This window comes from Leisingera sp. ABM4_060 (genome assembly GCF_056158765.1).
In genome coordinates this window covers 728,794-752,206 of record NZ_JBSWTX010000001.1, presented here as the reverse complement: position 1 = coordinate 752,206, position 23,413 = coordinate 728,794, and the positions used below count along the sequence as shown (strand labels likewise).

The 23,413-nt window shown below is 62.6% G+C and carries 25 protein-coding genes; 14 read left to right on the top strand and 11 right to left on the bottom strand.

The window, feature by feature from the left end; translation table 11 throughout:
• Positions 1 to 201 precede the first annotated feature (201 nt).
• The 8 genes from ACXAEH_RS03750 (at position 202) to ACXAEH_RS03715 (ending at position 7,142) form a co-directional block, all read left to right on the top strand.
• Entirely contained in the window at positions 202 to 1,548 is a 1,347-nt protein-coding gene (locus ACXAEH_RS03750) for a substrate-binding protein (RefSeq protein WP_475031143.1), read from the top strand.
• Between the two features lie 139 nt (positions 1,549 to 1,687).
• Positions 1,688 to 2,719: a branched-chain amino acid ABC transporter permease gene (locus tag ACXAEH_RS03745; RefSeq protein ID WP_475031142.1), complete on the top strand. Its 1,032-nt coding sequence runs from the start codon at positions 1,688 to 1,690 to the stop codon at positions 2,717 to 2,719.
• 4 nt (positions 2,720 to 2,723) lie between these two features.
• Positions 2,724 to 3,929, top strand: coding sequence for a branched-chain amino acid ABC transporter permease (locus ACXAEH_RS03740; RefSeq protein WP_475031141.1), 1,206 nt, complete (start codon positions 2,724 to 2,726; stop codon positions 3,927 to 3,929).
• Positions 3,930 to 3,941: 12 nt separating this feature from the next.
• Positions 3,942 to 4,697, top strand: a complete 756-nt coding sequence (locus tag ACXAEH_RS03735) for an ABC transporter ATP-binding protein (RefSeq protein WP_475031140.1) — start codon at positions 3,942 to 3,944, stop codon at positions 4,695 to 4,697.
• A gap of 12 nt (positions 4,698 to 4,709) precedes the next feature.
• Positions 4,710 to 5,465: an ABC transporter ATP-binding protein gene (locus ACXAEH_RS03730; RefSeq protein WP_475031139.1), complete on the top strand. Its 756-nt coding sequence runs from the start codon at positions 4,710 to 4,712 to the stop codon at positions 5,463 to 5,465.
• A 270-nt stretch (positions 5,466 to 5,735) separates the two neighbouring features.
• The gene (locus ACXAEH_RS03725) at positions 5,736 to 5,999 is read left to right on the top strand and encodes a PepSY domain-containing protein (RefSeq protein WP_475031138.1); all 264 of its coding nucleotides are present in this window, start codon (positions 5,736 to 5,738) and stop codon (positions 5,997 to 5,999) included.
• Between the two features lie 58 nt (positions 6,000 to 6,057).
• Positions 6,058 to 6,576 (top strand): cytochrome b/b6 domain-containing protein, encoded by a 519-nt coding sequence (locus ACXAEH_RS03720; RefSeq protein ID WP_475031137.1) that lies wholly within the window; start codon positions 6,058 to 6,060, stop codon positions 6,574 to 6,576.
• A gap of 20 nt (positions 6,577 to 6,596) precedes the next feature.
• Positions 6,597 to 7,142, top strand: coding sequence for a helix-turn-helix transcriptional regulator (locus ACXAEH_RS03715; RefSeq protein WP_475031136.1), 546 nt, complete (start codon positions 6,597 to 6,599; stop codon positions 7,140 to 7,142).
• 7 nt (positions 7,143 to 7,149) lie between these two features.
• Here ACXAEH_RS03715 and ACXAEH_RS03710 read toward each other — a convergent pair whose 3' ends face one another.
• Positions 7,150 to 8,646, bottom strand: a complete 1,497-nt coding sequence (locus ACXAEH_RS03710) for a class I adenylate-forming enzyme family protein (protein ID WP_475031135.1) — start codon at positions 8,644 to 8,646, stop codon at positions 7,150 to 7,152.
• A gap of 95 nt (positions 8,647 to 8,741) precedes the next feature.
• Between ACXAEH_RS03710 and ACXAEH_RS03705 the strand changes: the two genes are divergently transcribed.
• The 4 genes from ACXAEH_RS03705 (at position 8,742) to aat (ending at position 12,021) form a co-directional block, all read left to right on the top strand.
• Positions 8,742 to 9,278, top strand: a complete 537-nt coding sequence (locus ACXAEH_RS03705; protein ID WP_475031134.1) for a PAS domain-containing protein — start codon at positions 8,742 to 8,744, stop codon at positions 9,276 to 9,278.
• Between the two features lie 167 nt (positions 9,279 to 9,445).
• Positions 9,446 to 9,952, top strand: coding sequence for an acetyl-CoA carboxylase biotin carboxyl carrier protein (gene accB / locus ACXAEH_RS03700; RefSeq protein WP_475031133.1), 507 nt, complete (start codon positions 9,446 to 9,448; stop codon positions 9,950 to 9,952).
• 9 nt (positions 9,953 to 9,961) lie between these two features.
• Entirely contained in the window at positions 9,962 to 11,311 is a 1,350-nt protein-coding gene (gene accC / locus ACXAEH_RS03695) for an acetyl-CoA carboxylase biotin carboxylase subunit (RefSeq protein WP_475031132.1), read from the top strand.
• A gap of 77 nt (positions 11,312 to 11,388) precedes the next feature.
• Complete coding sequence (gene aat, locus ACXAEH_RS03690) at positions 11,389 to 12,021, top strand: leucyl/phenylalanyl-tRNA--protein transferase (RefSeq protein WP_475031131.1); 633 nt, start codon at positions 11,389 to 11,391, stop codon at positions 12,019 to 12,021.
• Here aat and ACXAEH_RS03685 read toward each other — a convergent pair.
• From ACXAEH_RS03685 to ACXAEH_RS03660, 6 genes are all read right to left on the bottom strand, one after another.
• A complete protein-coding gene (locus tag ACXAEH_RS03685) occupies positions 11,985 to 12,347 on the bottom strand; it encodes a DUF2155 domain-containing protein (protein ID WP_475031130.1) in 363 nt (120 codons plus the stop codon). The genes aat and ACXAEH_RS03685 overlap by 37 nt on opposite strands.
• Positions 12,344 to 12,796 (bottom strand): outer membrane lipid asymmetry maintenance protein MlaD, encoded by a 453-nt coding sequence (gene mlaD, locus ACXAEH_RS03680; RefSeq protein ID WP_039130300.1) that lies wholly within the window; start codon positions 12,794 to 12,796, stop codon positions 12,344 to 12,346. The genes ACXAEH_RS03685 and mlaD overlap by 4 nt, the downstream gene beginning before the upstream one ends.
• Positions 12,797 to 12,820: 24 nt before the next feature.
• Complete coding sequence (locus ACXAEH_RS03675) at positions 12,821 to 13,207, bottom strand: NADH:ubiquinone oxidoreductase subunit NDUFA12 (RefSeq protein ID WP_475031129.1); 387 nt, start codon at positions 13,205 to 13,207, stop codon at positions 12,821 to 12,823.
• A gap of 134 nt (positions 13,208 to 13,341) precedes the next feature.
• The gene (locus tag ACXAEH_RS03670; RefSeq protein WP_039130305.1) at positions 13,342 to 13,707 is read right to left on the bottom strand and encodes a RidA family protein; all 366 of its coding nucleotides are present in this window, start codon (positions 13,705 to 13,707) and stop codon (positions 13,342 to 13,344) included.
• 139 nt (positions 13,708 to 13,846) lie between these two features.
• Positions 13,847 to 15,115: an ATP-dependent Clp protease ATP-binding subunit ClpX gene (gene clpX, locus ACXAEH_RS03665; RefSeq protein ID WP_039130307.1), complete on the bottom strand. Its 1,269-nt coding sequence runs from the start codon at positions 15,113 to 15,115 to the stop codon at positions 13,847 to 13,849.
• 149 nt (positions 15,116 to 15,264) lie between these two features.
• A complete protein-coding gene (locus tag ACXAEH_RS03660) occupies positions 15,265 to 15,897 on the bottom strand; it encodes an ATP-dependent Clp protease proteolytic subunit (protein ID WP_475031128.1) in 633 nt (210 codons plus the stop codon).
• 228 nt (positions 15,898 to 16,125) lie between these two features.
• Here ACXAEH_RS03660 and ACXAEH_RS03655 point away from each other — a divergent pair, with 228 nt between their 5' ends.
• Together ACXAEH_RS03655 and ACXAEH_RS03650 are read left to right on the top strand one after the other, a co-directional pair.
• Positions 16,126 to 17,133 carry a GlxA family transcriptional regulator gene (locus tag ACXAEH_RS03655; RefSeq protein ID WP_475031127.1) on the top strand — a complete coding sequence of 336 codons (1,008 nt, stop codon included), beginning with the start codon at positions 16,126 to 16,128 and terminating at the stop codon, positions 17,131 to 17,133.
• 88 nt (positions 17,134 to 17,221) lie between these two features.
• Complete coding sequence (locus ACXAEH_RS03650) at positions 17,222 to 18,874, top strand: peptidase U32 family protein (protein WP_475031126.1); 1,653 nt, start codon at positions 17,222 to 17,224, stop codon at positions 18,872 to 18,874.
• Between the two features lie 106 nt (positions 18,875 to 18,980).
• Here the strand turns inward: ACXAEH_RS03650 and ACXAEH_RS03645 are convergent, their stop codons facing one another.
• The 4 genes from ACXAEH_RS03645 to soxC are packed head-to-tail and all read right to left on the bottom strand — an operon-like array spanning position 18,981 to position 23,399.
• The gene (locus tag ACXAEH_RS03645; protein ID WP_475031125.1) at positions 18,981 to 20,243 is read right to left on the bottom strand and encodes an FCSD flavin-binding domain-containing protein; all 1,263 of its coding nucleotides are present in this window, start codon (positions 20,241 to 20,243) and stop codon (positions 18,981 to 18,983) included.
• Between the two features lie 40 nt (positions 20,244 to 20,283).
• Positions 20,284 to 20,997 (bottom strand): c-type cytochrome, encoded by a 714-nt coding sequence (locus tag ACXAEH_RS03640; RefSeq protein WP_475031124.1) that lies wholly within the window; start codon positions 20,995 to 20,997, stop codon positions 20,284 to 20,286.
• A gap of 1 nt (position 20,998) precedes the next feature.
• Positions 20,999 to 22,144 carry a c-type cytochrome gene (locus ACXAEH_RS03635; protein ID WP_475031123.1) on the bottom strand — a complete coding sequence of 382 codons (1,146 nt, stop codon included), beginning with the start codon at positions 22,142 to 22,144 and terminating at the stop codon, positions 20,999 to 21,001.
• On the bottom strand, positions 22,128 to 23,399 hold the full coding sequence (gene soxC / locus ACXAEH_RS03630; protein WP_475031122.1) for a sulfite dehydrogenase: 1,272 nt from the start codon (positions 23,397 to 23,399) through the stop codon (positions 22,128 to 22,130). Before soxC ends, ACXAEH_RS03635 begins: the two co-directional genes overlap by 17 nt.
• Positions 23,400 to 23,413: the final 14 nt, after the last annotated feature.

Here is a 23,413-nt window from a genome sequence, read left to right as displayed (position 1 = left end):
CAAGGGCTTTCTGCAACGCAATATAAGTTTGTTTACAGAATGCCACAGAATACTGTTCAGTTATTTACAGAATTTTCAAGCAATAAAAGGGTTTTATTGCCTGAGTTTACATGACCCCCTCATACTGATTTTGCACGAATTGTGCTGGTACCGCGCAGAAGTGAGGAGCTGCAAGGGACCAATCATATTAGGGAGGAATACATGTCTAAATTCGACGTTTCGCGCCGGGGTCTTTTGCGGACCGGTGCCGTAGCAGGCGCAGGACTTGCGCTGCCGACCATCTTTACAGCGCAAAGCGCGCACGCCTTTACCAATGAACCGACCGGCGGCACCGTTACCCTCGGCTTCAACGTGCCCCAGACCGGGCCTTACGCGGACGAAGGCGCCGACGAGCTGCGCGCCTATGAGCTGGCGGTCGAGCATCTGAACGGCGGCGGCGACGGCGGCATGATGAACACCTTCAGCTCCAAGGCGCTGCAGGGCAACGGCATCCTGGGCAAGAAGGTTCAGTATGTCACCGGCGACACCCAGACCAAATCCGACGCTGCCCGCGCCTCTGCCAAGTCGATGATCGAAAAAGACGGCGCCATCATGATCACCGGCGGCTCGTCCTCCGGCGTGGCGGTGGCCGTGCAGGCGCTCTGCCAGGAGGCAGGCGTGATCTTCATGGCGGGCCTGACCCACTCCAATGACACCACAGGCAAGGACAAGCGGGCCAATGGTTTCCGCCACTTCTTCAACTCCTACATGTCCGGTGCCGCACTGGCGCCGGTGCTGGCAGGCGCCTATGGCACTGACCGCAAGGCCTATCACCTGACCGCTGACTACAACTGGGGCTACACCACCGAAGAAGCGGTCAAATCCTCGACCGAAGCCATGGGCTGGGACACCGTCGCCGCAGTGAAAACCCCGCTGACCCAGACCGACTTCTCGTCCTACATTGCCCCGGTCCTGCAGTCCGGCGCCGATACGCTGGTGCTGAACCACTATGGCGGCAACATGGTGAACTCGCTGACCAACGCGGTGCAGTTCGGCCTGCGCGACAAGCAGGTGAACGGCAAGGACTTCCAGATCGTCGTGCCGCTCTACTCCCGCCTGATGGCCAAAGGCGCAGGCGCCAACGTCAAGGGTATTTTCGGCTCCACCAACTGGCACTGGACGCTGCAGGATGAAGGCTCCAAGGCCTTTGTGAAGAGCTTCGGCACCAAATACGGCTTCCCGCCGAGCCAGGCCGCGCACACCACCTATGTGCAGACCCTGCTTTATGCCGATGCGGTGGAACGCGCAGGATCCTTTGCGCCCTGTGCTGTCGCTGAAGCGCTCGAGGACTATGAGTTCGACGGGCTGGGCAACGGCAAGACGCTGTACCGCGGCGCCGACCACCAGTGCTTCAAGGACGTGCTGGTCGTGAAGGGCAAAGAGAACCCGACGTCTGAATTCGACCTTCTGGAAATCGTCGAAGTCACACCGGTTGATCAGGTCACTTATGCCCCGGATCACCCGCAGTTCTCCGGCGGCGCCCTGGGCACCTGCAACAACGGCGCCTGAAGCGGCCGCTTGATCTGCACCTGAACAGACGGGCGGCGGGCTTTCCCCGCGAAGGCCCCCGCCCCCTGCTGCTCCCGCAAAAGCCGCCCTGTGACGGGCTGTACCGCTTTATGCACTCACACTTTCAGAGAGTGGGACAATGGACGCCATAATCCTCCAAATCCTGAACGGGCTCGACAAGGGCTCAGCCTATGCGCTGATCGCGCTGGGCCTGACACTCATTTTCGGCACGCTGGGCGTTGTGAACTTTGCCCATGGCGCATTGTTCATGATCGGCGCCTTCTGCGCGGTAACCCTGAGCCGCATCCTGACGCTGAGCCACACGATCATCGACGAGACGCAAAAGGACTTTCTCGGCAATCCGCTGAAGGTTGAGGTCCCTTATGTGCATGACCTGTTCGGTATAGCCACGGGCGATGCGATCATCGACTGGGCGGTGCCCCTCTCGGTCCTGTTTGCCATTCCGATCATGATCCTGGTCGGCGTGGTGATGGAGCGCGGGCTGATCAAGCATTTCTACAAGCGCCCGCATGCGGACCAGATCCTGGTGACCTTCGGTCTGGCCATCGTGCTGCAGGAAGTCATCAAGTATTTCTACGGCGCCAACCCGATCCCGACCCCGGCCCCTGCGGCCTTCAAGGGCTCGCTGGATTTCGGCGCCATGCTGGGCTTTGACCCGAACCTGATCATCTATCCCTACTGGCGGATCATCTACTTCGGCTTTGCCGCAGTGATTATCGGCGGGGTCTTTGCCTTCCTGCAATTCACCACCTTCGGGATGGTGGTCCGCGCTGGCATGGCCGACCGCGAGACCGTCGGCCTCTTGGGCATCAACATCGACAAGCGCTTCACCATCATGTTCGGCATCGCGGCTGCGGTCGCAGGGCTGGCCGGCGTCATGTACACGCCGATCAACTCCCCCAACTACCACATGGGCATGGACTTTCTGGTCCTAAGCTTCGTCGTTGTGGTTGTCGGCGGCATGGGCTCCTTGCCCGGCGCGGTGCTGGCAGGTTTCCTGCTGGGCGTGCTGGAGAGCTTTGCCTCAATGCGCGAGGTCATCGACATCATTCCGGGCATCAACCAGATCATCATCTATCTGGTCGCCATCATCATTCTGCTGACCCGCCCGCGGGGCCTGATGGGCCGCAAAGGCGTGATGGAGGACTAAGACCATGTTCAACCTGAACAAAAAAGACCTGAGCCTCCTGATCATCGTCGCGGTTCTGACCCTGTTCGCACCGTTCATCCTGAACCCCTTCCCGGCGGGCAGCGCGATGGCGCAATTCAACGCGGGCTATCCTGACCTGATGCAGCGGTTTGTGATCTTCGGGATCTTCGCCATCGGCTTCAACATCCTCTTCGGCCTCACCGGCTACCTGTCCTTTGGCCATGCGGCCTTCCTGGGTGTCGGGTCTTATGCGGCCGTCTGGATGTTCAAGCTCCTCAGCATGAACGTCATCCCGGCGATCCTGCTGGCGGTGATCGTCTCCGGCCTGTTCTCGCTGCTGATCGGCTTTGTCTCCCTGCGCCGCTCGGGCATCTACTTCTCGATCCTGACGCTGGCCTTTGCGCAGATGATGTTTGCCCTGGCCTATTCGGTGCTGACCCCCATCACCGGCGGTGAGACCGGCCTGCAATTGGCGCTCGACGATCCGCGCATCCTGGGCGTCAGCCAGACCGCACAAGGCAACATCCCGGTCCCCGGCCTGTTCGGGCTGGAGATGCGCGACAGTGCCGAGCTGGTGATCGGAAGCTGGGTCTTCACCTTCAACGTCGGCTACTACTTCTGCGCGCTGGTGCTGCTTGCCTCCTTCTATCTGGCGATCCGCATTTTCCGCTCGCCCTTCGGCATGATGCTGCGGGCGGTGAAATCGAACCAGCAGCGGATGAACTACACCGGCCTGAACACCCGGCCCTACACGCTGGCCGCCTTTGTAATCTCCGGCATGTATGCAGGCCTGGCAGGCGGTCTGATGGCCTCGATGGACCCGCTGGCAGGCGCTGAGCGTATGCAGTGGACAGCATCGGGCGAGGTGGTGCTGATGACCATCCTCGGCGGTGCCGGCACGCTGATCGGCCCGGTGCTGGGTGCAGGCTTCATCAAGTACTTCGAGAACATTTTCTCCAAGATCAACGACAACGTCCTGCACAGCTGGTTCAGTTTCCTGCCGGACGGGCTGGAGGACGCGGTGGTCTTCATCATCCACCCCTTCATCGGCAAGGGCTGGCACCTGACCCTGGGCATCCTGTTCATGCTGGTGGTGATCTTCCTGCCCGGCGGCCTGGTCGAAGGCGGTCAGCGGATCCGGGGCTGGCTCAAGAACCGCAAGACCAAGGACAACGGTTCGGCCTCCCATGAAACCAACCCTGCGGAATAAGGAGGCAGTGAGATGAGTATCCTTGAAGTCAAAGACGTGGGGAAACGGTTCGGCGGCCTGCAAGCGCTGTCCGAGGTGAACCTCAGCGTGAAGGAAAACTCGGTCCACGCGATTATCGGACCGAACGGCGCGGGCAAGTCCACCCTGCTGAACTGCCTGGTGGGCAAGCTGATCCCCGACACCGGATCGGTCATGTTCGACGGCCAGTCGGTGCTGGGCCGCGCCCCTTACGAGATCAACCAGATGGGCATTTCCCGCGTGTTCCAGACGCCTGAGATCTTCGGCGATCTGACGGTGCTGGAAAACATGATGATCCCCTGCTTTGCCAAGCGGGACGGCGCGTTTGAACTGAATGCCCTGTCCGCAGTGCAAAGCCAGAAGGACATCCTGGAGAAGGCCGAGCACATGCTGGAAGAAATGAACATGGCGGACAAGCGGCACATGCACGCCGCCGCCATGTCGCGCGGCGACAAGCGGCGGCTGGAGATCGGCATGTGCCTAAGCCAGGAACCGCGCCTCTTGCTGCTGGACGAACCCACCGCCGGCATGGCGCGTGCCGACACCAACAACACCATCGACCTGCTGAAACAGATCTCTGACGAGCGCGACATCACCATAGCCATCATCGAACACGACATGCATGTGGTGTTCAGCCTGGCCAACCGGATCACCGTTCTGGCCCAGGGCACGCCGCTGGTCGAGGACGACCCGCAGAACATCCGCGGCAACCCGAAGGTGCGCGAAGCCTATCTGGGCAAGTCGGCGTAAGGAGGAACCACAATGAACGTCAAACCCGATTTCTCCAGGAACGCCAATGTGGCTTCCACCGCGCCGGCCTTCCTGTCGGTCTGGGATGTGCACGCCTACTACGGCGAAAGCTACATCGTGCAGGGCATCAATTTCAACGTCCACGAGGGCGAGATCCTGGCCCTGCTGGGCCGCAACGGCGCAGGCAAGACCTCAACCCTGCGCTCGATCGCCCGCACCGGCTCACCCATGGTGACCCGCGGCGAGATCTGGCTGGACCATAAGCCGCTGCACAAGATGTCTTCTTACGAGGCCGCGGCGGCAGGCCTGGGCCTGGTGCCCGAGGACCGCCGCATCATCCCCGGCCTGACGGTGGAGGAAAACCTGCAGCTGGCGCAGATCGCGCCGCCGATCGGCTGGTCGCTGGAGCGCCTCTACGACCTGTTCCCGCGCCTTGGCGAACGCCGCAAGCAGGAGGGCGTGACACTGTCGGGCGGTGAGCAGCAGATGCTGGCGATTGCCCGGGCACTGGCCCGCGACATTAAGGTGCTTTTGCTGGATGAACCCTACGAAGGCCTGGCCCCGGTGATCGTCGACGAGATCGAAAAAACCCTCATCCACATCAAGGAACAGGGCATGACAACTATCATTGTCGAGCAGAACGCAGTGCGCGCCCTGGAACTCGCCGACCGTGCGGTGATCCTTGATACCGGCGGCATCGTGTTTGACGGCACCGCCGCCGAGGTTCTGGAAAACGAGGAGCTGCGTGCAGAATACCTGGCAATCTGAAAAATTCATCTCCGTCGTGCCGGCCACCCGCGTGCCGGCACTGGCAGCCTGAGGCCGGCTCTTCCCAGAGCTGGCCTCTTTTTTGCACCCTGGCAGCCACGGCGTCTGCGAACGCCTGTTTCTCCTCCATAAACCCCGGTTATACGCCCCTTATTTCAGGCCCTATCCAACTCTGCGCCTATTCTGCCGGGCCGCTCTTGCGCCGAAGTCTGGGCCACGGCCCGCGGATCTTGCTGCGGGAACATGACCAACGCAGAAAGGACCGCTCCCATGCGCAACTCCCTGAAACTCCTGGCCCTGGCTCTCGCCCTTCCGGCAGCCGCCGCCTTTGCCTCGGGCACCGCCATCAGCCCGGATACCGAAATCAAACTCCGTGACCTGCTGACCGGCCAAGGCTATGCGGTGACCGAAATCGAAGCCGAAGACGGCCTGTTTGAGGCCGAGGCCACCAAGGACGGCAAAGCGTATGAGTTTTATCTGAACGAACAGCTGGAAGTGGTGAAGATCGAAGAACACAGCGAAGATGGCGACTGAGCCCCCATTTGAACCGTCCCGGACGTTCCAGCGGCGTCCGGGGCCGGGAGGATAGACCATGCACAATTCATATATCTGGGATCCCGTGGTGCGGCTTTTCCATTGGCTTCTTGCCGGCAGTTTCATTGCCAACGCGCTGTTTACGGATCCCGAAGGCACCCTGCATCACAACATCGGCTATTTCATTGCCGCGCTTGTCGGCTGCCGCCTTGTCTGGGGGCTGGCCGGCAGCCGCTACGCCCGGTTTTCCAGTTTTCCGCCCAGTTTCAAAGCGGCGGCAGAGCAGCTGGAGGACATCGCCATTCGGCGCAGGAGCTGCCACAAGGGCCACTCCCCTCTGGGCGCGCTGATGATCTACAATCTGCTCCTCTCCCTGCTGGGCATTGCTTTGACCGGCTGGATGCTGACGACAGAGCCGTTTCTCCATTCCGCCGGAGCAGAGGCTCTGCACGAGATCCTGGTCCATTGGGCGGAGGCCTCTGTCCTGCTGCATGTTGCGGCGGTGCTGTTTGAAACCCGCCGTACCAAAGTCAGGCTGGCCCGCGCGATGATCACCGGCTACAAGAACCTGCCCTGAAGTTCAGCGGAGATCTGATAATGGCTCAAAACCGGCAAGACCCGGCCAAACCCTGGATCCTGATTGCCGTCATCGCCGTGCAGGCCCTCTGCGCGGCGGTGTTTTTGGGGGATATGTTTGCCGACCTTTCCGGCATGGAGGCCGGCGAGGCTGAGCAAGGCGAAGGCCCGCATGCCTATATCGAGGGCGTGGCGGCGGTGGCCCTGCTGGCCGCCATCGTGATCGAGACCCGCATCCTGATGTGGCTGTTGCGGCGCGCGGCGCATCTGGAGGACAGCCTGAATTCGGCCCAGGCCGCAGTGCAGGAGATGATCGACGCAGAATTTGCCAACTGGGGCCTGACACCGGCAGAGCTGGATGTCGCGACTTTCCTGGTCAAGGGCCTCAGCACCGCGGAAATCGCCGCCATGCGCGGCAGTGCCGAAGGCACGGTCAAGGCGCAGCTCAATGCGATCTACCGCAAATCCGGCACCAGCAACCGGGCCGAACTGATGAGCCTCTTGATCGACACGATGATGGGCCACCGCCCGGCGGCTGCAGGCAGCGGCTCTGCCCGCACCGCCTGAACAGCCCTCACAGCATTTTGCGCAGCTCGGTCTTCAGCACCTTGCCATAGTTGTTCTTGGGCAGCGCCTTGATGCGCAGATAGGCCTTGGGCCGCTTGAACCGGGCAATCCTGCTGTTGCACAGTTCGTCCAGCTCCGCCTCCGGCGCGTCGCCCACGACAAAGGCCACCACCTCCTCGCCCCAGTCCGCATGCCGCCGCCCCACCACCGAAACCTCGCACACGCCTGGGTGCATAAGCAGCACCTCCTCCACCTCGCGCGGATAGACGTTGGAGCCGCCGGTGATGATCATGTCCTTGGACCGGTCCTGCAGCGTCAGGTAGCCGTCTTCATCCATCACGCCCATGTCCCCTGTCATCAGCCAGCCCTTCACCAGCGTCTTGGCCGTCGCCTCCGGGTTATTCCAATAGCCGGGCATCACCGCATCGCCGCGCACCATGATCTCGCCATGGTTGCCCGCCGGCAGCAACTCCCCCTCCGGCGTGCCGATGCGCACCTCGACCACGCTTTGCGCCTTGCCGACGCTGGCCAGGCGGTCCTTCCAGCGCGGATGGGTGCGGTCCTGCACATCGTGGCGGGACAGAGCGGAAATCGCCATCGGGCATTCGCCCTGGCCATAGACCTGCACAAAGACCGGGCCGAAATGCTCAACCGCCTCGACAATGTCAGCGACATACATCGGCCCGCCGGCATAGACGACGGTGCGCAGCCCCTCGCCCTTGCGGCCCAGCCGTTTCGCCTCAGCCGTCATCCTGGTGACCATGGTGGGTGCGGCAAACATGTGGACACGGCCAAAATGCGCCGCAAGGTCAAAGATCTCTGCCTCGTCAAAGGCGCCAGACACCGGACAGACATGACGTGCGCCCGCCAGCACGTGCTGGATCGCATAGATCCCCGCGCCGTGACTCATCGGCGCCGCGTACAGCGCATGGTCCTCAGCGCTCACCTGATCCACATCGGCAAAATAGGCGATTGCCATGTTCACCAGCATCCGGTGGGTGATCATCACCCCCTTTGGCCGCCCGGTGGTGCCCGAAGTGTAAAACAGCCAGGCCAGATCGCCGGGCGCACGGGAAACCGGGTCCGCCACAGGCTCCGCCTGCAAGGCCGCAGCATAATCCGCACCCGTGATGTCGACGCAACGGGCCTCAGCCTCAGTGGCAGCGACGGCTTCTGTCAGCCCGGGTGAAGTAAACACCAGCCGCGTGCCCGAGTTCTGCAGGATGAACTCCGCCTCCTTGCCGTGCAGTTTGGCGTTGATAGGCACTGCCGCTGCTCCGGCATGCCAAATACCGAAAAGCGCAACCAAATAGTCGGGGCAGTTCTTCATGAAGATGCCAACCCGGTCACCCGGCTGGATGCCCTGCCCTTGCAGCCATCCCGCCACCGACGCCGCCCGCGCATGGAAGGCGGCATAATCCGCGACCAGTTTCTGACCAAGATACAGCGCTGGCCGCGCCCCCTCTGCCGCCGCAACACGCTGCAGCCATACTGCCAAGTTCATATGCCCATCCTCTCCGGCTTGCCCCGCAGCGCGCAACGTGGCACGCAAGGACAAGCCCCTTCAATTCCGAAGAAATACCCGGGTAGACCTACCATATGAGCGATCTCGCCTTTGACCACGCCCCTGTGGGCCTTGCCGTGCTGGAACGCCGCGTCATCACGCGGTGCAACCTGCAATTCGCTGCCACCTTCGGCGGCGCGCCCCAGGATTACACCGGCCTGCCGGTGGCGGACCTCTACCCCAGCCGCGAAGATTACCAGCGCATCGGTGCGGTGCTGCAGCAGCCCGAGGCGCAATCCGGCAGCTACAATGACGAACGCATCATGCGCCGCCGCACAGGCGAATTGTTCTGGTGCCGGGTGCGCGGCCGCTCCCTCACGCCCGAGGCGCCGTTTCAGACCGGCGTCTGGTCCTTTGCCGACATCTCCGAGGACCGCCCGGTGGTCTCCCTCACCCCGCGCGAGCGCGAAGTGGCGATCCTCACCTGCAAGGGGCTGTCGGCCAAGGAGATCGGCAAGCAGCTGAACCTCTCCTACCGCACCGTAGAAAGCCACCGCGCGCATCTGTTGCAGAAATTCGGTGCCCGCAAGCTGCCGGAACTGGTTGCCAAGCTCACCGGCATGCCGCTCTGACACAAAAAACCGGCGGGCAATTGCAAATCCGTCAATCTGTCTCCATGTTACGCCAAGCATCGACAGCGCTTCACTTGCAGGAAAGCTTGCCGTATAAGCGCGCTAATTTCCTGCCTGCCGGGCCTTTCAGGCCCAATCAGGCGCGTCGGAACCGGCTTGAGGACAAAATGACGAATAAATCTCACGAAGCGGATGTGGCCTTCATCAAGGCGCTGGCGGAACTGCTGCGCGAAAACGATCTGACCGAACTGCAGGTGAAGCGGGAATACGGCGACGATGACAGCCTGAATGTGCGCGTCTCCCGCCAGACCGCCATGGCCGCCGCGCCGGTGCAGGTTGCCGTGCCTGCCGCCGCCGCCCCGGCCCCGGTTGCTGCCGCAGCAGCCGCTGCCACCGCACCCGCTCCGGCAGCTGCCGCCGCCGACGATCCCGCCAGCCATCCCGGCGCCGTGACCTCGCCGATGGTCGGCACCGTCTACCTGGCTCCGGAACCCGGTGCCGCTGCCTTTATCTCGATCGGCCAGCAAGTGAGCGAAGGCGACACTCTGCTGATCGTCGAAGCCATGAAGACCATGAACCACATCCCGGCGCCGAAGTCCGGCGTTGTGAAGCGCATCCTGGTCGAAGACGGCGCCGCTGTGGAGTTCGGAACCCCCCTGGCCATCATCGAGTAAGGATCTGCCATGTTTGACAAGATCCTGATTGCCAACCGGGGCGAGATCGCCCTGCGCGTGATCCGCGCCTGCCGGGAAATGGGCATCAAGTCGGTTGCGGTGCATTCCACCGCCGATGCCGACGCAATGCACGTGCGCATGGCCGATGAATTGGTCTGCATCGGCCCGCCTTCCGGCACCCAAAGCTACCTGTCGATCCCGGCCATCATCTCCGCCTGCGAGATCACCGGCGCCCAGGCGATCCACCCGGGCTACGGCTTCCTGTCGGAAAACGCCAACTTCGTGCAGATCATCGAGGACCACGGGCTGACCTTCATCGGCCCCTCGGCCGAACACATCCGCATCATGGGTGACAAGATCACCGCTAAGGAAACCGCCAAGAACCTCGGCATTCCGGTTGTTCCGGGTTCCGACGGCGGCGTGCCGGATGTGACCACCGCCAAAAAGGTGGCCGCCGACATGGGCTACCCGGTGATCATCAAGGCCACCGCCGGCGGCGGCGGCCGCGGCATGAAGGTGGCGCTGAACGAAGCGGAGCTGGAAATCGCCTTCTCCACCGCCCGCTCGGAGGCCAAGGCCGCCTTTGGCAATGACGAAGTCTACATGGAGAAATACCTCCAGAAGCCGCGCCACATCGAGGTGCAGGTCTTTGGCGACGGCAAGGAGACCGGCATCCATCTGGCCGAACGCGACTGCTCCCTGCAGCGCCGCCACCAGAAAGTCTTCGAAGAGGCCCCCGGCCCCTGCATCACGCCGGAAGAGCGCGCCCGCATCGGCAAGATCTGTGCCGACGCTATCGGCAAGATGGGCTATTCCGGCGCCGGCACCGTCGAGTTCCTCTATGAGGACGGCGAGTTCTATTTCATTGAGATGAACACCCGCCTGCAGGTGGAGCACCCGGTGACCGAGGCCATCTTTGGCGTCGACCTGGTACGGGAACAGATCCGGGTGGCCGAAGGCCTGCCGATGTCCTTCACCCAGGACGATCTGGAGATCAACGGCCACGCCATCGAGGTGCGGATTAACGCCGAGAAACTGCCGAACTTTGCCCCCTGCCCGGGCAGAATCACCGCATTCCACGCCCCCGGCGGGCTGGGCGTGCGGATGGATTCGGCGCTTTATGACGGCTATTCGATCCCGCCCTACTATGACTCGCTGATCGGCAAGCTGATCGTGCACGGCCGCGACCGGACCGAGGCACTGGCGCGTTTGAACCGCGCCCTGGGCGAGCTGATCATCGACGGCATCGACACCACCGTGCCCCTGTTCCACGCGCTGCTGCAGGAGCAGGACATCCATACCGGCGACTACGGCATCCACTGGCTGGAACGCTGGCTGGAAGAGAACACACCGGGCTAAAACCTCACGGGGCGCGTGCCGCAGGCAGCGCCCCGTTTTACATTTGCGACCAATTCCCGTTTATACTGCCCGGCACCATGAGCTTGACTGCGGACCTTTTGCTGCACGCCTATTCCGCCGGTGTTTTTCCAATGGCTGAACACCGCGACGACCCCGAGGTATTCTGGGTCGACCCCAAGCGGCGGGGAATCCTGCCGCTGGACGGCTTCCGCGTCTCGCGCTCATTGGCCAAGCGCATCCGCAACGGCGGTTTCGAGGTCACCGTGAATCAGGATTTCGCCGGAGTAGTCGAAGGCTGCGCCGACCGCGCGGAAACCTGGATCAACAGCGAAATCCGCGACCGCTATCTGGATTTGCACCTGATGGGCAACGCCCATTCGCTGGAGGTCTGGCACCGGGGCGAACTGGCCGGCGGCACCTATGGTGTCTCCCTTGGCGGCGCGTTTTTCGGTGAAAGCATGTTTTCGCGCCAGCGCGATGCGTCCAAGGTTGCCCTTGCCTATCTGACCGACCGGCTGGTTCAGGCAGGCTATGTGCTTTGCGACACCCAGTTCCTGACGCCGCACCTGGCGTCCCTGGGCGGCATCGAGATCACCCGCGCCCGCTACCGCGCCATGCTGCGCGAAGCCTTGTCAATTGATGCGGAATTTGCCCGCCCCGCGGTGCCCGCGCCTCAGCTGCTGCTGCAGCGCATGACCCAGACGTCGTAACGGCTGTGATCCAACGCATTCAGCGCCGGGCTGGAGGCGATCATCCAGCCCTGAAAATGCGTCGCGCCGTTGCCGGGATCCCGCACCGACAGAAAGGCAAAGGCATCCCCTGTCGGGTTATCGGCAGGAAAACGGCAATCCGCCACAGTCACTAGCAGGCCGAACATCTCCGCACTGCCGCCGATGGCCACCTCGGCATCCATCGTATGCCCGTTGACCTTGTCCAGCGCCCGCAGCACCGCTGCAGAGCCCTGCGCCGCCTGCTCCTGCGCCCAGGCAGGCGCGGCCAGCAATGCAGCCGTCAGTACAGCGGCAAGACGCCTCAAGATTCGTCTCCGCTGCCCGCCACAAACTTCACCAGCAGCGAAATCAGGCTGACAGCGCCCTGGGTGTCCTCGATCTCATCGCCCGCCTCGAAGGCAAAGGGCGAACCGCCCGGCATGATCTCGACGAAATTACCGCCCAGCAGGCCTTCGGAAGAGATCACAACAGCGCTGTCGTCGGGGATCTCGATGCCGTCCTGCACCGCAAACCTGGTGTCGGCGCGGAAGGTTTCGGGGTTCAGGTCAACGCCGGTCACAGTGCCGATCTTGACACCGGCCAGCCGCACATCGGTGCCAACGCTGACCCCCTCCAGCGAGCGGAAAGAGGCGCTGAGGTCATAGGTCGCGCCCGCGCGCGACAGACCGGCGGCCTGGCCCGCGTAAACGGCAAAGCCAATGGCTGCAGCCAGCACGACACCGCCGGCAAAAACTTCAGTAGGATTGTGGGACATGTAACCAGCCTTCTGGCAGATATTTTATTCGGGCACCCAGGCTTCGTAGTCGCTGCGCTCTTTCGGCGCGCCGCCCGCCCGGATCGAGCCTGCCGGCGCATAGGCCATCATGGTGCCGGTCAGGTTTTCCTGATGCGGCTTTTCCCAGGCCTTGTGCTTCAACGGCTTCTCGCTCGGGACTTCGTCAAAGGTGCGGTGCAGCCAGCCGTGCCAGTCCGGGCTTACCCGGCTTGCTTCGGCTTCACCGTTGAACATCACCCAGCGCTTGCTGTCGTCCGCGTTGCGGTAGAACCTGTTGCCCTGATCATCTTCGCCGACTTTGATACCCTTGCGGCGGGTATAAAGCGCAGTGTTCAGGGTGGAACCGTTCCACCAGGTCACAGCGCGCAGAAGAGAGTTCAGGATTCCCATGGGTGCCTCCGGATTTTTCCAGCTCTGATATGGCCCAAATTCCCGCCGGGGTCCAGTGGCTTGCGCCCTCTGGCAGCGTCCCCGGCGGGATTTGGCAATTTTGCTTCAGCCCTGTTTCCAAGACCCTAACGGCTTCAGCCCTCTGCGGGCGCCAGCGCCGTGACTTCGATCTCGATGCGGAACTTCGGATCGATCAGGTTGCACTCGATCATGGTCGCCGCAGGCGGGTTGGCGCCAAAGGCCTCCGCCAGAACCGGCCAGCAGGGCTCGAACTCCGCCGCATCCGGCAGGTAGTAGTTGACCCGTACCACATCCGCGAATCCGGCACCCGCCTTCTCCAGCGCCGCGCCGATGGTTTCCAGCGCCGATTTGCACTGCGCCACAACATCGTCGCCCTGCCCCACGGTGCCCGCCACATGCACAAACCCGCCTGCCACCACAGCGCGGCAATAACCGATCTTGGCTTCAAACTCGCCACCTGACGAAATCCGCTTGATCATGCCCCTAACCCTTCTTCTGGCCCAAAATATCCCGGGGGCGCAGCGGCCTGCCGCTGCGGGGGCAGAGCCCCCTCTCCCACCTGCCCCAAAAACAAACGGCGCGGAGAACACCGCGCCGTTTGACTTGAATTCTGTCCGTTTACCCCGCCGACGCCGGCTCTTTCTCGGCGTCCGCGTGGATCATCAGCGGCTGCGCCTCTGAGGTCACCGCCTCCTCATTCACAACCACCTTGGTCACACTGTCCATACCCGGCAGATCGAACATGGTGTCCAAGAGGATGTCCTCCATGATCGAGCGCAACCCGCGCGCACCGGTTTTGCGTTCGATCGCCTTGCGGGCAATCGCCTTCAGCGCCTCATCGGTGAAATCCAGCTCGGTGTCTTCCAGCTCGAACAGGCGCTGGTACTGTTTGACCAGGGCGTTCTTGGGCTGAGTCAGGATGATCACCAGCGCATCCTCGTCCAGATCTTCCAGCGTTGCCAGAACCGGCAGGCGGCCGACAAATTCCGGGATCAGGCCGAATTTCAGCAGGTCTTCCGGCTCCAGATCCTGGAAGATTTCACCGACGCCGCGCTCGTCATTGTCGCGCACATCAGCGCCAAAGCCCATCGCCGAACCCTTGCCGCGCTGCGCGATGATCCGGTCGAGACCGGCAAAGGCACCGCCGCAAATGAACAGGATATTGGTGGTGTCCACCTGCAGGAACTCCTGCTGCGGATGCTTGCGCCCGCCCTGCGGCGGAACGGAGGCCACGGTGCCCTCCATCAGCTTCAGCAGCGCCTGCTGCACCCCCTCGCCCGACACGTCGCGGGTGATCGAGGGGTTCTCCGATTTGCGGGTGATCTTGTCGACCTCGTCGATATAGACGATACCGCGCTGCGCGCGTTCGACATTGTATTCCGACGCCTGCAAGAGCTTCAGGATGATATTCTCGACATCCTCACCCACATAGCCCGCTTCCGTCAGCGTGGTCGCATCCGCCATGGTAAACGGCACATCCAGGATCCGCGCCAGCGTCTGCGCCAGCAGCGTCTTGCCGCAGCCGGTGGGGCCGATCAGCAGGATGTTCGATTTCGCCAGTTCGATGTCCGATCCCGCCTTCTGGGCATGGTTCAGACGCTTGTAGTGGTTATGCACCGCAACCGACAGCACCCGCTTGGCGGTGGCCTGGCCGATCACGTAATCATCCAGGACCTGGCAAATATCCTTGGGCGTCGGCACCCCATCGGTGGCCTTCAGCCCCGAGGCCTTGGTCTCTTCGCGGATGATATCCATGCACAGTTCAACGCATTCATCGCAGATGAACACGGTGGGGCCTGCGATCAGCTTGCGCACCTCATGCTGGCTCTTGCCGCAGAAGCTGCAATAGAGGGTGTTTTTGCTGTCGCCGCCTGAATTCGTCGCCATGGTCTACCTTTCAGTCCGCCCGGTCTGCTGCGCCCGCGCTTTGGAGCAATCCAACTTTTGGCCAGCTTAAGCCAGTGCTCAGGCCGCCACAATGTGAAAGTGTGCCCCATTCTTTGCGCGGGGCACACGGGTCATCACAACCGCAGGCGTCAGGCCTGCTCGTCATCGCCCTTGGCGCGATTCTCGACGATCTCGTCGATCAGCCCGAATGCCTTGGCCTCTTCCGGCGACATGAAATTGTCGCGCTCCAGCGCGTCGACGATCTTGTCGTATTCCTGGCCGGTGTGCTTGACGTAGATCTCGTTCAGCCGCTTCTTCAGCTTCAGGGTTTCCTCGGCATGGATCATGATGTCGGTCGCCTGGCCCTGGAAGCCGCCCGAGGGCTGGTGCACCATCACGCGGGAATTGGGCAGCGAAAAGCGCATGCCCGCCTCGCCGGCAGTCAGCAGCAAAGAGCCCATCGAGGCCGCCTGGCCGATCACCAGGGTCGAGACCTTGGGCTTGATGTACTGCATGGTGTCATAGATCGACAGGCCGGAGGTCACCACGCCGCCGGGGCTGTTGATGTACATCGAGATTTCCTTGGACGGGTTTTCCGCCTCAAGATGCAAGAGCTGCGCCACGATCAGCGAGCTCATCCCGTCGTGCACCGGACCATTCAGGAAAATGATCCGCTCCTTCAGCAGGCGGGAAAAAATGTCATAGGCGCGTTCGCCCCGGCTGGTCTGCTCAACCACCATCGGGACCAGGGTGTTCATGTATGTTTCTCTGGGATCAATCATCTCGACCTGCCTGCGTTGTTTATGTCCGGCACCATACCCGACAGAGTGTTACCTGAGTCTTAGTATCGCCACTTTTGACCTGCAAGAGGCGGCAGCCATTTTCACGGCGGCGCAAACCTGTGTCCGGTGTCGCAATCCGCTGGAACGCTGTCGCTATTCTCGGGCTGCAGCCTGCAACAGCGCCTTAGGAAACACAACCAAGTCCGAATTCCGTGCCGGGGTCCCGCCATGACCGATGACAGTTTCGTTCAGAAAGGCGCCGCAGCCAATCTCGCCGTCCCTTTCGAAGGCGCGCCGCAGGATTTCTATTTCCTGCTTCTGCCCAAGGCGACGATGCTGCCGGTGGCCGCCGCGATCGAACCGCTGCGCATTGCCAACCAGGTGACCGGCACCCGGCTTTACCGCTGGTATATCATGACAGAGGACGGCCAGCCTGTGCATTGCTCCAACGGCATGGTGGTGACGCCGGACACGCCGCTGCAGCCGCTGCCCTCGGATTCACTGGGTTTTGTCTGCGCCGGCGTCGAGCCGCATAATGCCGCCAGCGAAGTGACCCTGAACTGGCTGCGCCGTGAAAGCCGCTTTGGCCGCTCCATCGGCGGTGTGTGCACCGGCGCCTTTGCGCTGGCCCAGGCCGGGCTGATCAAGAATCACAAATTCACCCTGCACTGGGAGAACCAGCCCGGTTTCCTGGAAAGCTACCCCAACCTGACCCCCTCGCCGAATATCTTCGAAATCTCTGGGCCCCTGATGACCTGCGGCGGCGGCAATGCGGCCACCGACATGATGCTGCACCTGATCGAGGAGCGCCACGGCAAGCAGCTGGCGATCATCGTCGCCGACATGTGCCTGCATGTGCGTTCCGGCGGCCAGGCGGCGCCGCAGAAATCGAACTATGCGGTGGCCATCGGCAGCCGCAACCAGCGCCTGCTGAACGCGCTGCAGCTGATGCAGGAATTGATCGAGGAACCCCTGTCCATCGGTGAGCTCTGCGACCGGCTCGACATCTCCCGCCGCCAGCTGGAGCGGCTGTTCTCTCGCTACCTGAATCAAAGCCCGATGCATGTCTATTTCGACATGCGCCTGAGCCACGCCTTTGCACTGATGAACGAAACCTCGATGAGCGTCACCGAAATCGCGCTGGCCTCAGGCTTCAATTCCGCCACCCATTTCTCGCGCCAGTTCAAGCGTAAGTTCGGCGCCTCCCCGCATTTCTTCCGCAAGGGCTGGAGCTGACGGCCCCGGTTTGATCCAGCGCAAATCGCATTCGGTTCAGCCGGCGTAAAGGAGCACCCCAAACACTCCTTTACGCCAGGCCCGACCGATGACCACCAAGCGATCCGAACTGCTGATGCCCGCGGGCAGTCTGCGCAAACTGAAGATGGCCATCCTCTACGGCGCAGATGCTGTCTACCTCGGCACCCCGGACTTGTCATTGCGCACCAAATCCGAGTTCTCGCTGGAAGAGGTGATCGAGGGCGTGGAGTTCTGCCACCAGCACGGGCGGCGCGCCTATCTGACGCTAAACCTGTTCTCCCACAACAAGGACATCCCCAAGCTGGACGAATATATTGAAACCGTCCGCAAAGTGCGCCCCGACGGGCTGATCATTGCCGACCCTGGCGTGTTTCAATACGTCAAGGAGTGCGCGCCGGAGATCCCGCTGCACGTTTCCACCCAGGCCAATATCTGCTCTTGGCTGTCGGTGAAGTTCTGGCAGGACCAGGGCGCCGATCTGGTGGTCCTGGCGCGCGAGGTCTCCTATCCAGAGCTGGCCGAGATCCGCGAAAAATGCCCGGATATCAAGCTGGAAGCCTTCGTGCACGGTGCCATGTGCATGACCTATTCCGGCCGCTGCCTGCTCTCCAATTTCATGGCCGAGCGCGGCGCCAACCAGGGCAATTGCGCCAACAGCTGCCGCTGGAATTACGGCGTGCGGATGCGGCTGAAGGACGGCACCGTGCAGGAGCTGGACATCAACGAGAGCAACGCCGGCATGTTCGAATTCCTGCTGGAGGAAGGCTGCCGCCCCGGCGAGCTGATGCCGATCGAGGAAGACGGGCGCGGCTCCTATATCCTCAATTCCCGCGACCTTTGCATCATGCCGAAACTGGACGGCTACCTGAAAATCGGGGTAGACAGCCTCAAGGTCGAAGGGCGCGGCAAATCTGAATACTACGCCGCCATCGTGGCCCGCGCTTACCGCATGGCCATTGACGACTACTACGCAGACCCGGAGGGCTGGGACCCCAAACCCTACATGCGCGAGCTGGAGGCCGTCGGCAGCCGCGGCTACACGCTCGCCTTCCATGACGGGCGCCTGAACAATCTGGCGCATGACTATGAACACACGGCAAGTCTCGCCCAATGGGAATATGCCGGCGTGGTAACCGAAGTGACAGAGGACGCCTTCCACGTTCTGGTCAAGGCCAAGCTCACTGCCGGCGAGGTGCTGGAATTTGTCTCCCCCATCGCCCGCGAAACCATGCTGCTGCGGGTCTATGATTTTGAGGTTGCCAAAGACAGCACCCGCACAGAGGTGGTGCACGGCAGCACTCAGACCGTGATCTGCCTTCCATTCTCCCTGTTCGATCACGAGGACATCGAGGCGCTCAAGACCCGCTTCCCGGCCTTTACCGTCCTGCGCAAGGAACGCGCCCTGACCGAAGAGCAATGGAACCGCATCCGCTTTGACAAGCTGACGCAAGCCCTTGAGGTCTCCGGCAAGGACAACCCCAAAGCCTATGTGCGCCGCCGCGATGCTCTGGCCGAAAGCATCGCGCAGGACAGCAACGAAAAGCGCTTCAAGACCAACCGCACCGGGACCGAGGGCTGCTGCGGCAAGGGCTGCAACGGCTGCCTGATCTTCTGGCAGGATCCGCAGTACGAACGGGCCCGCACCGCCCTGGAAAAGCGCAAGCAGGGCGAAATGCTGAGCCGGGTCGAAGCCTCGGAACTGCGGCTGCCGGCCAGTTAACCCGCGCGCTCCGCCCGGCCCCGGTTTCCGGCACGGAAACCGGCCAAGAAAATTCGAATTTTCTTGGCCGGAATTCGTGCCGAATTCCGGCCGCCCCGCCGCAGGCTCAGCCGAACATGTCAGAGGTAATCCCGGCGTACCAGCCGATGCTTTCCTCATAGGTCACTTTGCGCAGCTCGGCATCTTCGCCGGTCTGGCTGATGAAGCCGTCCACCTTGGCAATCTTCTCGTCCGTCGCCTGATAGGTCGCCCCCACCTTCACACCGTCATTGGTGCCGATCAGCGACCAGCAGGTATTGGAGAACTTCGCTGGGAACACCTTGCTGTCCGTCAGCGCCCCGCGCACCGCCATCGCCGCCACCTTGGCTTGCGAGTTGGCCGAGAACCCCGATTTCGGCATGTCGCCCTGCGCGCAGGCATCGCCCAGCACATGGATGTTCTCATCAACCCGGCTCTGCATCGTGTGGCCGCTCACCGGCGCCCAGTTGCCCTCGGTAATGCCCGCCATCTCGCAGATCCGCCCCGCCTTCATCGCCGGGATCACGTTGCAGGCATCCACCGGGGTCACCTCGCCATCAATGGTCACCGTCATCGCATCCGGATCGACCGAGACATTGCCGCCGCCGAACTCCTCGCCGATCCAGTCGATCATCCCGTCGTAATGGTTCCCCCAGCCCTCCTGAAACAGCGCCATCTTGGAGAACTTCGGTTTGGGATCGGCAATGATGATCTTGGCCGTGGGGTTCCGCTGCTTCAGCACATGCGCCACCATCGACACCCGTTCATAAGGCCCCGGCGGGCAGCGGTAGGGGTTGGGCGGCGCCACCATGGCAAAGGTGCCGCCTTCCGGCATCGCCTCGATCTGCGCCTTCAACAGCTCTGACTGCGAGCCCGCCTTGTAGGCATGCGGCATCTTGTTTTGGGCGGAGACATCCCAGCCCTCAACCGCACCGTCGACAAAATCGATGCCTGGCGACAGGATCAGCCGGTCATAGGGCAGCGTGGCACCACCCGCCAGGCTGACAGTCCTGGCGTCCCGGTCGATGCCCACGGCCCAGTCATGCACCACGTTGACGCCGTATTGGCTGGCCAGCGTGCCATAGCTGTGGGCGATGCCCGCCAGGTCCTGGAAGCCGCCGATATAGAGGTTCGAGAAAAAGCAGGTGTAATAGGTCCGGGTCGGCTCCACCAGAGTAACATCAATCGCCCCCTTGCTGTCCTTGGCGATGTAACGCGCCGCAGTCGCGCCGCCGGCACCGCCGCCAACCACCACCACCCGCGGCTTGCCCGCACCCAGCACCGCGGGTGCCTGCAGCGCCGCCGCTGCGGCCGCGCCGGTGCCAAGAAACTTGCGTCTGTCTACAGCCATTTTACTACCCTCCCTTTCAAAACAACAAAACGCCGGAGCCTCACTCCAGCGCACCAAAATACGCGGCCAGTGCTGCAATCTCCTCATCCGACAACCGCCCCGCCATCATCTGCATCACCGGATGCGGGCGGATCTTCCGCTTGTAGGCGTGCATAGCGATGACAAAATCCTCCTGCGGCCAGCCGATGACCGGGGGGATGCCATCGTAACTTCCATCCGTCTGATGGCATGTGGTGCATTCGCTGGAGAGATATTCGCCGTAGTCCCGGTCCCCCGCGATTGCCAGCGTCTCTGGCGGCAGTGCCACCTCGACCTTACGTGCAGTCGGCGCGGCCTCCGGTATGTCCTGGGGGCTGTCGGAGAACTGGCGCAGGTAAGCCAGCACATCGCGGCGGTCCTGCGCCTCTTTCAGGCCGCGGAATGCCATCCGCGTGCCGCTCACCAGCGCCTTGGGGTTTTCCAGATAGGCGTCCAGATGCTCCAGGTCCCAGACCATCCCGTCCTTGCGGGCCCGAACGATGCTATTGGAATACTTGAACTCCCCGAACTGCGCCACCTTGCGGCCGAAAATCCCGTTCAGCAGCGGCCCGGTCTTGTGGCGGGCCCCTGGCCCGACTTCATGGCAGGACGCGCATTGCTCGAACACATCCTTACCGCGCAGGGCGTCTCCGATCGGGGCGGCGCCCTCGCTGGCCCGGGCCGCGCCAGCCAGCGCAGCCCAAACCGGTATCATCAACGCCAGATGGCGCAGCATGTTACTGGGAATAGGACTTGAGGTAGGCAATCACCGCCTCGATGTCCCCTTCCTTCTTCAGCCCTGCAAAGGACATCTTGGTCCCCTTCATGTACTTTTTCGGCTTGGCCAGAAAGGCCGCCAGTTCAGCCTCGTCCCAGACCAGCCCGCCCTCGGCCGCCGCCTTCATCGCCTTGGAATAGCGGAAGCCCTCCGCATGGCCCGCAGGCGCGCCGATGATGCCGTTCAGGATCGGCCCGGTCTTGGACTTGGCCCCATCGCCGACCTGATGGCAGGCCTTGCACTTTTTGAAGGCCTTCTCACCCTTCGCCACCAATGCCGGATCCAGCACCGCCGCAACCTCCACAGGCGCCTCCGCCTCCACTGCCGCTTCTTCGGCCGGCGCAGCTTCACCCGATGCAGCCGTGCTTTCCTCCTCCGGCGTCACATCCAGCACCATGGCCCGCATGGTGATCTCCGCGTTCTCCTTGCAGTTCTCCATGCACGGCTCCGGGTTCCAGAAGTGCTTCTCCGCCTCCAGCCGGTCATCCAGAATAAATCCTGCCGCATTCGGCAGATCCACATCCGCGAAAGTCTCTTCCGACAGCACAAACTCGTCATCCACCAGATCGTTGGAATAGAGGATATAGGCCACAATAGCATAAACCTCGTCCGGGGTCAGAGACTGCGCGTCGCCAAAGGGCATCGAGCGGTTCACATAGTCCCAGGTGGTCGAGAGATACGGCCAGTAGGAACCCACGGTTTTCAGCGGGTCGTCATGGTCCAGCGTGTCCTGCCCGCCCGCGAGCTTGGGCCAGTTGCCGACGCCTTCGGCAAAGTCGCCATGGCACACGGCGCATTTCTCGGCAAAGACCTCCTCGCCGGTGAACACATCGCCCGAGCCCGCAGGCAGGCCGGTGCCGTCTGGGGCAACATCCAGATCCCAGGCGGCGATTTCCTCCGGTAGTGCAGCGCGGCCCAGGCCGTATTTCTCTGCCGCAACTGGAGAAGCAATCAGACCCAGAAGTGCTGCGGCGGCCACTAAATTCCGCCTGGCCGACAGGCCGGGCAGCGCCCGTCCGCCCCCCTGGGCGGGCGCTACGCATCCCGCCCGCGGCCGGGCGCTGCCCTCAGCACCCATGCTCAACCCGTTAAGAAACTTCGACATTTTCCGCCTCCCCGTTTGCCTTGACCCACCAGGTCTGGATGGCGTTGTTGTGATAGATCGAATTCAGCCCCCGCACCTCGCGCAGCTGCGCCTTGGTGGGCTGCACATAGCCGGAGGCATCGCGCGCACGGCTTTGCAGCAGCATCTCGGAGCCGTCCCAGTTGATGTCCAGATAGAACCGCGTCAGCGCCTTGTCGGTGCCCGGCGCCGCCAGCCGCGCCTCAGACCAGCTCTTGCCGCCGTCCAGCGACACATCCACGCCGGTAATGGCTCCGCGCCCGGACCAGGCCAGGCCGGTGATCACCAGCGGCCCACGCCCGTGTTTGACCGGCGCCTGCGGGCTGGGGCTGGTGACAACGGATTTCGCATCCATCTCCCAGGTCCATTTGCGGCTGACGCCATTGGCCAGCGTATCGGTGTATTTTGAGGTCTCCTCGCGGCTCTCCACCGGCTGGTCCATGACCTCAACCCGGCGCAGCCACTTGACCCACATGTTGCCTTCCCAGCCTGGCACCACCAGCCGCACCGGATAGCCATGCTCCTTGCGCAGCGCCTCGCCATTGGCCTTAAAGGCCACCAGCACGTCGTCCATCGCCTTTTCCAGCGGGATCGAACGGCCATTGGACGACGCATCCGCGCCCTCGACGTAAACCCATTTGCCCTCGGGACTGACGCCGGCCTCTTCCAGAAGCGTCCGCAGGGAGACGCCAGAGTATTCCATGTTATGGATCATGCCATGGGTGAACTGCGCCCCGTTCAGCTGCGCGCCGGCCCATTCCATGCCGGAATTCGCGGCGCATTCGCAGAAATAAACGCGGTTCTCTCGCGGGAAGCGCTCCAGGTCCTCATAGGTGAACACCAGCGGCGTCTCCACCAGCCCGTTGATCATCAGCCGGTAGTCTTCCTTGCGCAGCTCGATCGCACCCGAGTGGTGCCGCTCAAAGGCACAGCCCTGCGGTGTGATCGTTCCATCCAGCGCATGGATCGGCGTGAAGTTGATCGACGAGATGGTGTCCGCCGTCAGCCACTCCACGTTGCGGCGCACCACGTCGCTTTCATACTGGATTGGCAGGCCGTAAGGCGTGGCATCCACCCCCTCGCCCAAACCGCTGGCCCAGTCCTGAACTTCGGTAATCAGCGGATCCGGCGTTGCGGCCCTGGCAGCCCCTGCCGCCACCGCCCCTGCCCCGGCAGCCGCCGCCCCGGTCAGGAACTGGCGGCGCGAGGGTGCCAGGCTCTTGGCGTCGTCACTCATATCTCATTGCCTCC

Bases quoted from the DNA above. Each gene is read 5' to 3' on its own strand.
- ACXAEH_RS03710 (WP_475031135.1), bottom strand. From the start codon at position 8,646: ATGAACTTGGCAGTATGGCTGCAGCGTGTTGCGGCGGCAGAGGGGGCG.
- ACXAEH_RS03730 (WP_475031139.1), top strand. From the start codon at position 4,710: ATGAACGTCAAACCCGATTTCTCCAGGAACGCCAATGTGGCTTCCACC.
- ACXAEH_RS03745 (WP_475031142.1), top strand. From the start codon at position 1,688: ATGGACGCCATAATCCTCCAAATCCTGAACGGGCTCGACAAGGGCTCA.
- ACXAEH_RS03740 (WP_475031141.1), top strand. From the start codon at position 2,724: ATGTTCAACCTGAACAAAAAAGACCTGAGCCTCCTGATCATCGTCGCG.
- ACXAEH_RS03675 (WP_475031129.1), bottom strand. From the start codon at position 13,207: ATGGGAATCCTGAACTCTCTTCTGCGCGCTGTGACCTGGTGGAACGGT.
- clpX (WP_039130307.1), bottom strand. From the start codon at position 15,115: ATGGCGACGAATTCAGGCGGCGACAGCAAAAACACCCTCTATTGCAGC.
- accB (WP_475031133.1), top strand. From the start codon at position 9,446: ATGACGAATAAATCTCACGAAGCGGATGTGGCCTTCATCAAGGCGCTG.
- ACXAEH_RS03670 (WP_039130305.1), bottom strand. From the start codon at position 13,707: ATGATCAAGCGGATTTCGTCAGGTGGCGAGTTTGAAGCCAAGATCGGT.
- ACXAEH_RS03725 (WP_475031138.1), top strand. From the start codon at position 5,736: ATGCGCAACTCCCTGAAACTCCTGGCCCTGGCTCTCGCCCTTCCGGCA.
- ACXAEH_RS03705 (WP_475031134.1), top strand. From the start codon at position 8,742: ATGAGCGATCTCGCCTTTGACCACGCCCCTGTGGGCCTTGCCGTGCTG.
- ACXAEH_RS03750 (WP_475031143.1), top strand. From the start codon at position 202: ATGTCTAAATTCGACGTTTCGCGCCGGGGTCTTTTGCGGACCGGTGCC.
- ACXAEH_RS03660 (WP_475031128.1), bottom strand. From the start codon at position 15,897: ATGATTGATCCCAGAGAAACATACATGAACACCCTGGTCCCGATGGTG.
- ACXAEH_RS03650 (WP_475031126.1), top strand. From the start codon at position 17,222: ATGACCACCAAGCGATCCGAACTGCTGATGCCCGCGGGCAGTCTGCGC.
- ACXAEH_RS03715 (WP_475031136.1), top strand. From the start codon at position 6,597: ATGGCTCAAAACCGGCAAGACCCGGCCAAACCCTGGATCCTGATTGCC.
- soxC (WP_475031122.1), bottom strand. From the start codon at position 23,399: ATGAGTGACGACGCCAAGAGCCTGGCACCCTCGCGCCGCCAGTTCCTG.
- ACXAEH_RS03640 (WP_475031124.1), bottom strand. From the start codon at position 20,997: ATGCTGCGCCATCTGGCGTTGATGATACCGGTTTGGGCTGCGCTGGCT.
- accC (WP_475031132.1), top strand. From the start codon at position 9,962: ATGTTTGACAAGATCCTGATTGCCAACCGGGGCGAGATCGCCCTGCGC.
- aat (WP_475031131.1), top strand. From the start codon at position 11,389: ATGAGCTTGACTGCGGACCTTTTGCTGCACGCCTATTCCGCCGGTGTT.
- mlaD (WP_039130300.1), bottom strand. From the start codon at position 12,796: ATGTCCCACAATCCTACTGAAGTTTTTGCCGGCGGTGTCGTGCTGGCT.
- ACXAEH_RS03655 (WP_475031127.1), top strand. From the start codon at position 16,126: ATGACCGATGACAGTTTCGTTCAGAAAGGCGCCGCAGCCAATCTCGCC.
- ACXAEH_RS03645 (WP_475031125.1), bottom strand. From the start codon at position 20,243: ATGGCTGTAGACAGACGCAAGTTTCTTGGCACCGGCGCGGCCGCAGCG.
- ACXAEH_RS03735 (WP_475031140.1), top strand. From the start codon at position 3,942: ATGAGTATCCTTGAAGTCAAAGACGTGGGGAAACGGTTCGGCGGCCTG.
- ACXAEH_RS03635 (WP_475031123.1), bottom strand. From the start codon at position 22,144: ATGTCGAAGTTTCTTAACGGGTTGAGCATGGGTGCTGAGGGCAGCGCC.
- ACXAEH_RS03720 (WP_475031137.1), top strand. From the start codon at position 6,058: ATGCACAATTCATATATCTGGGATCCCGTGGTGCGGCTTTTCCATTGG.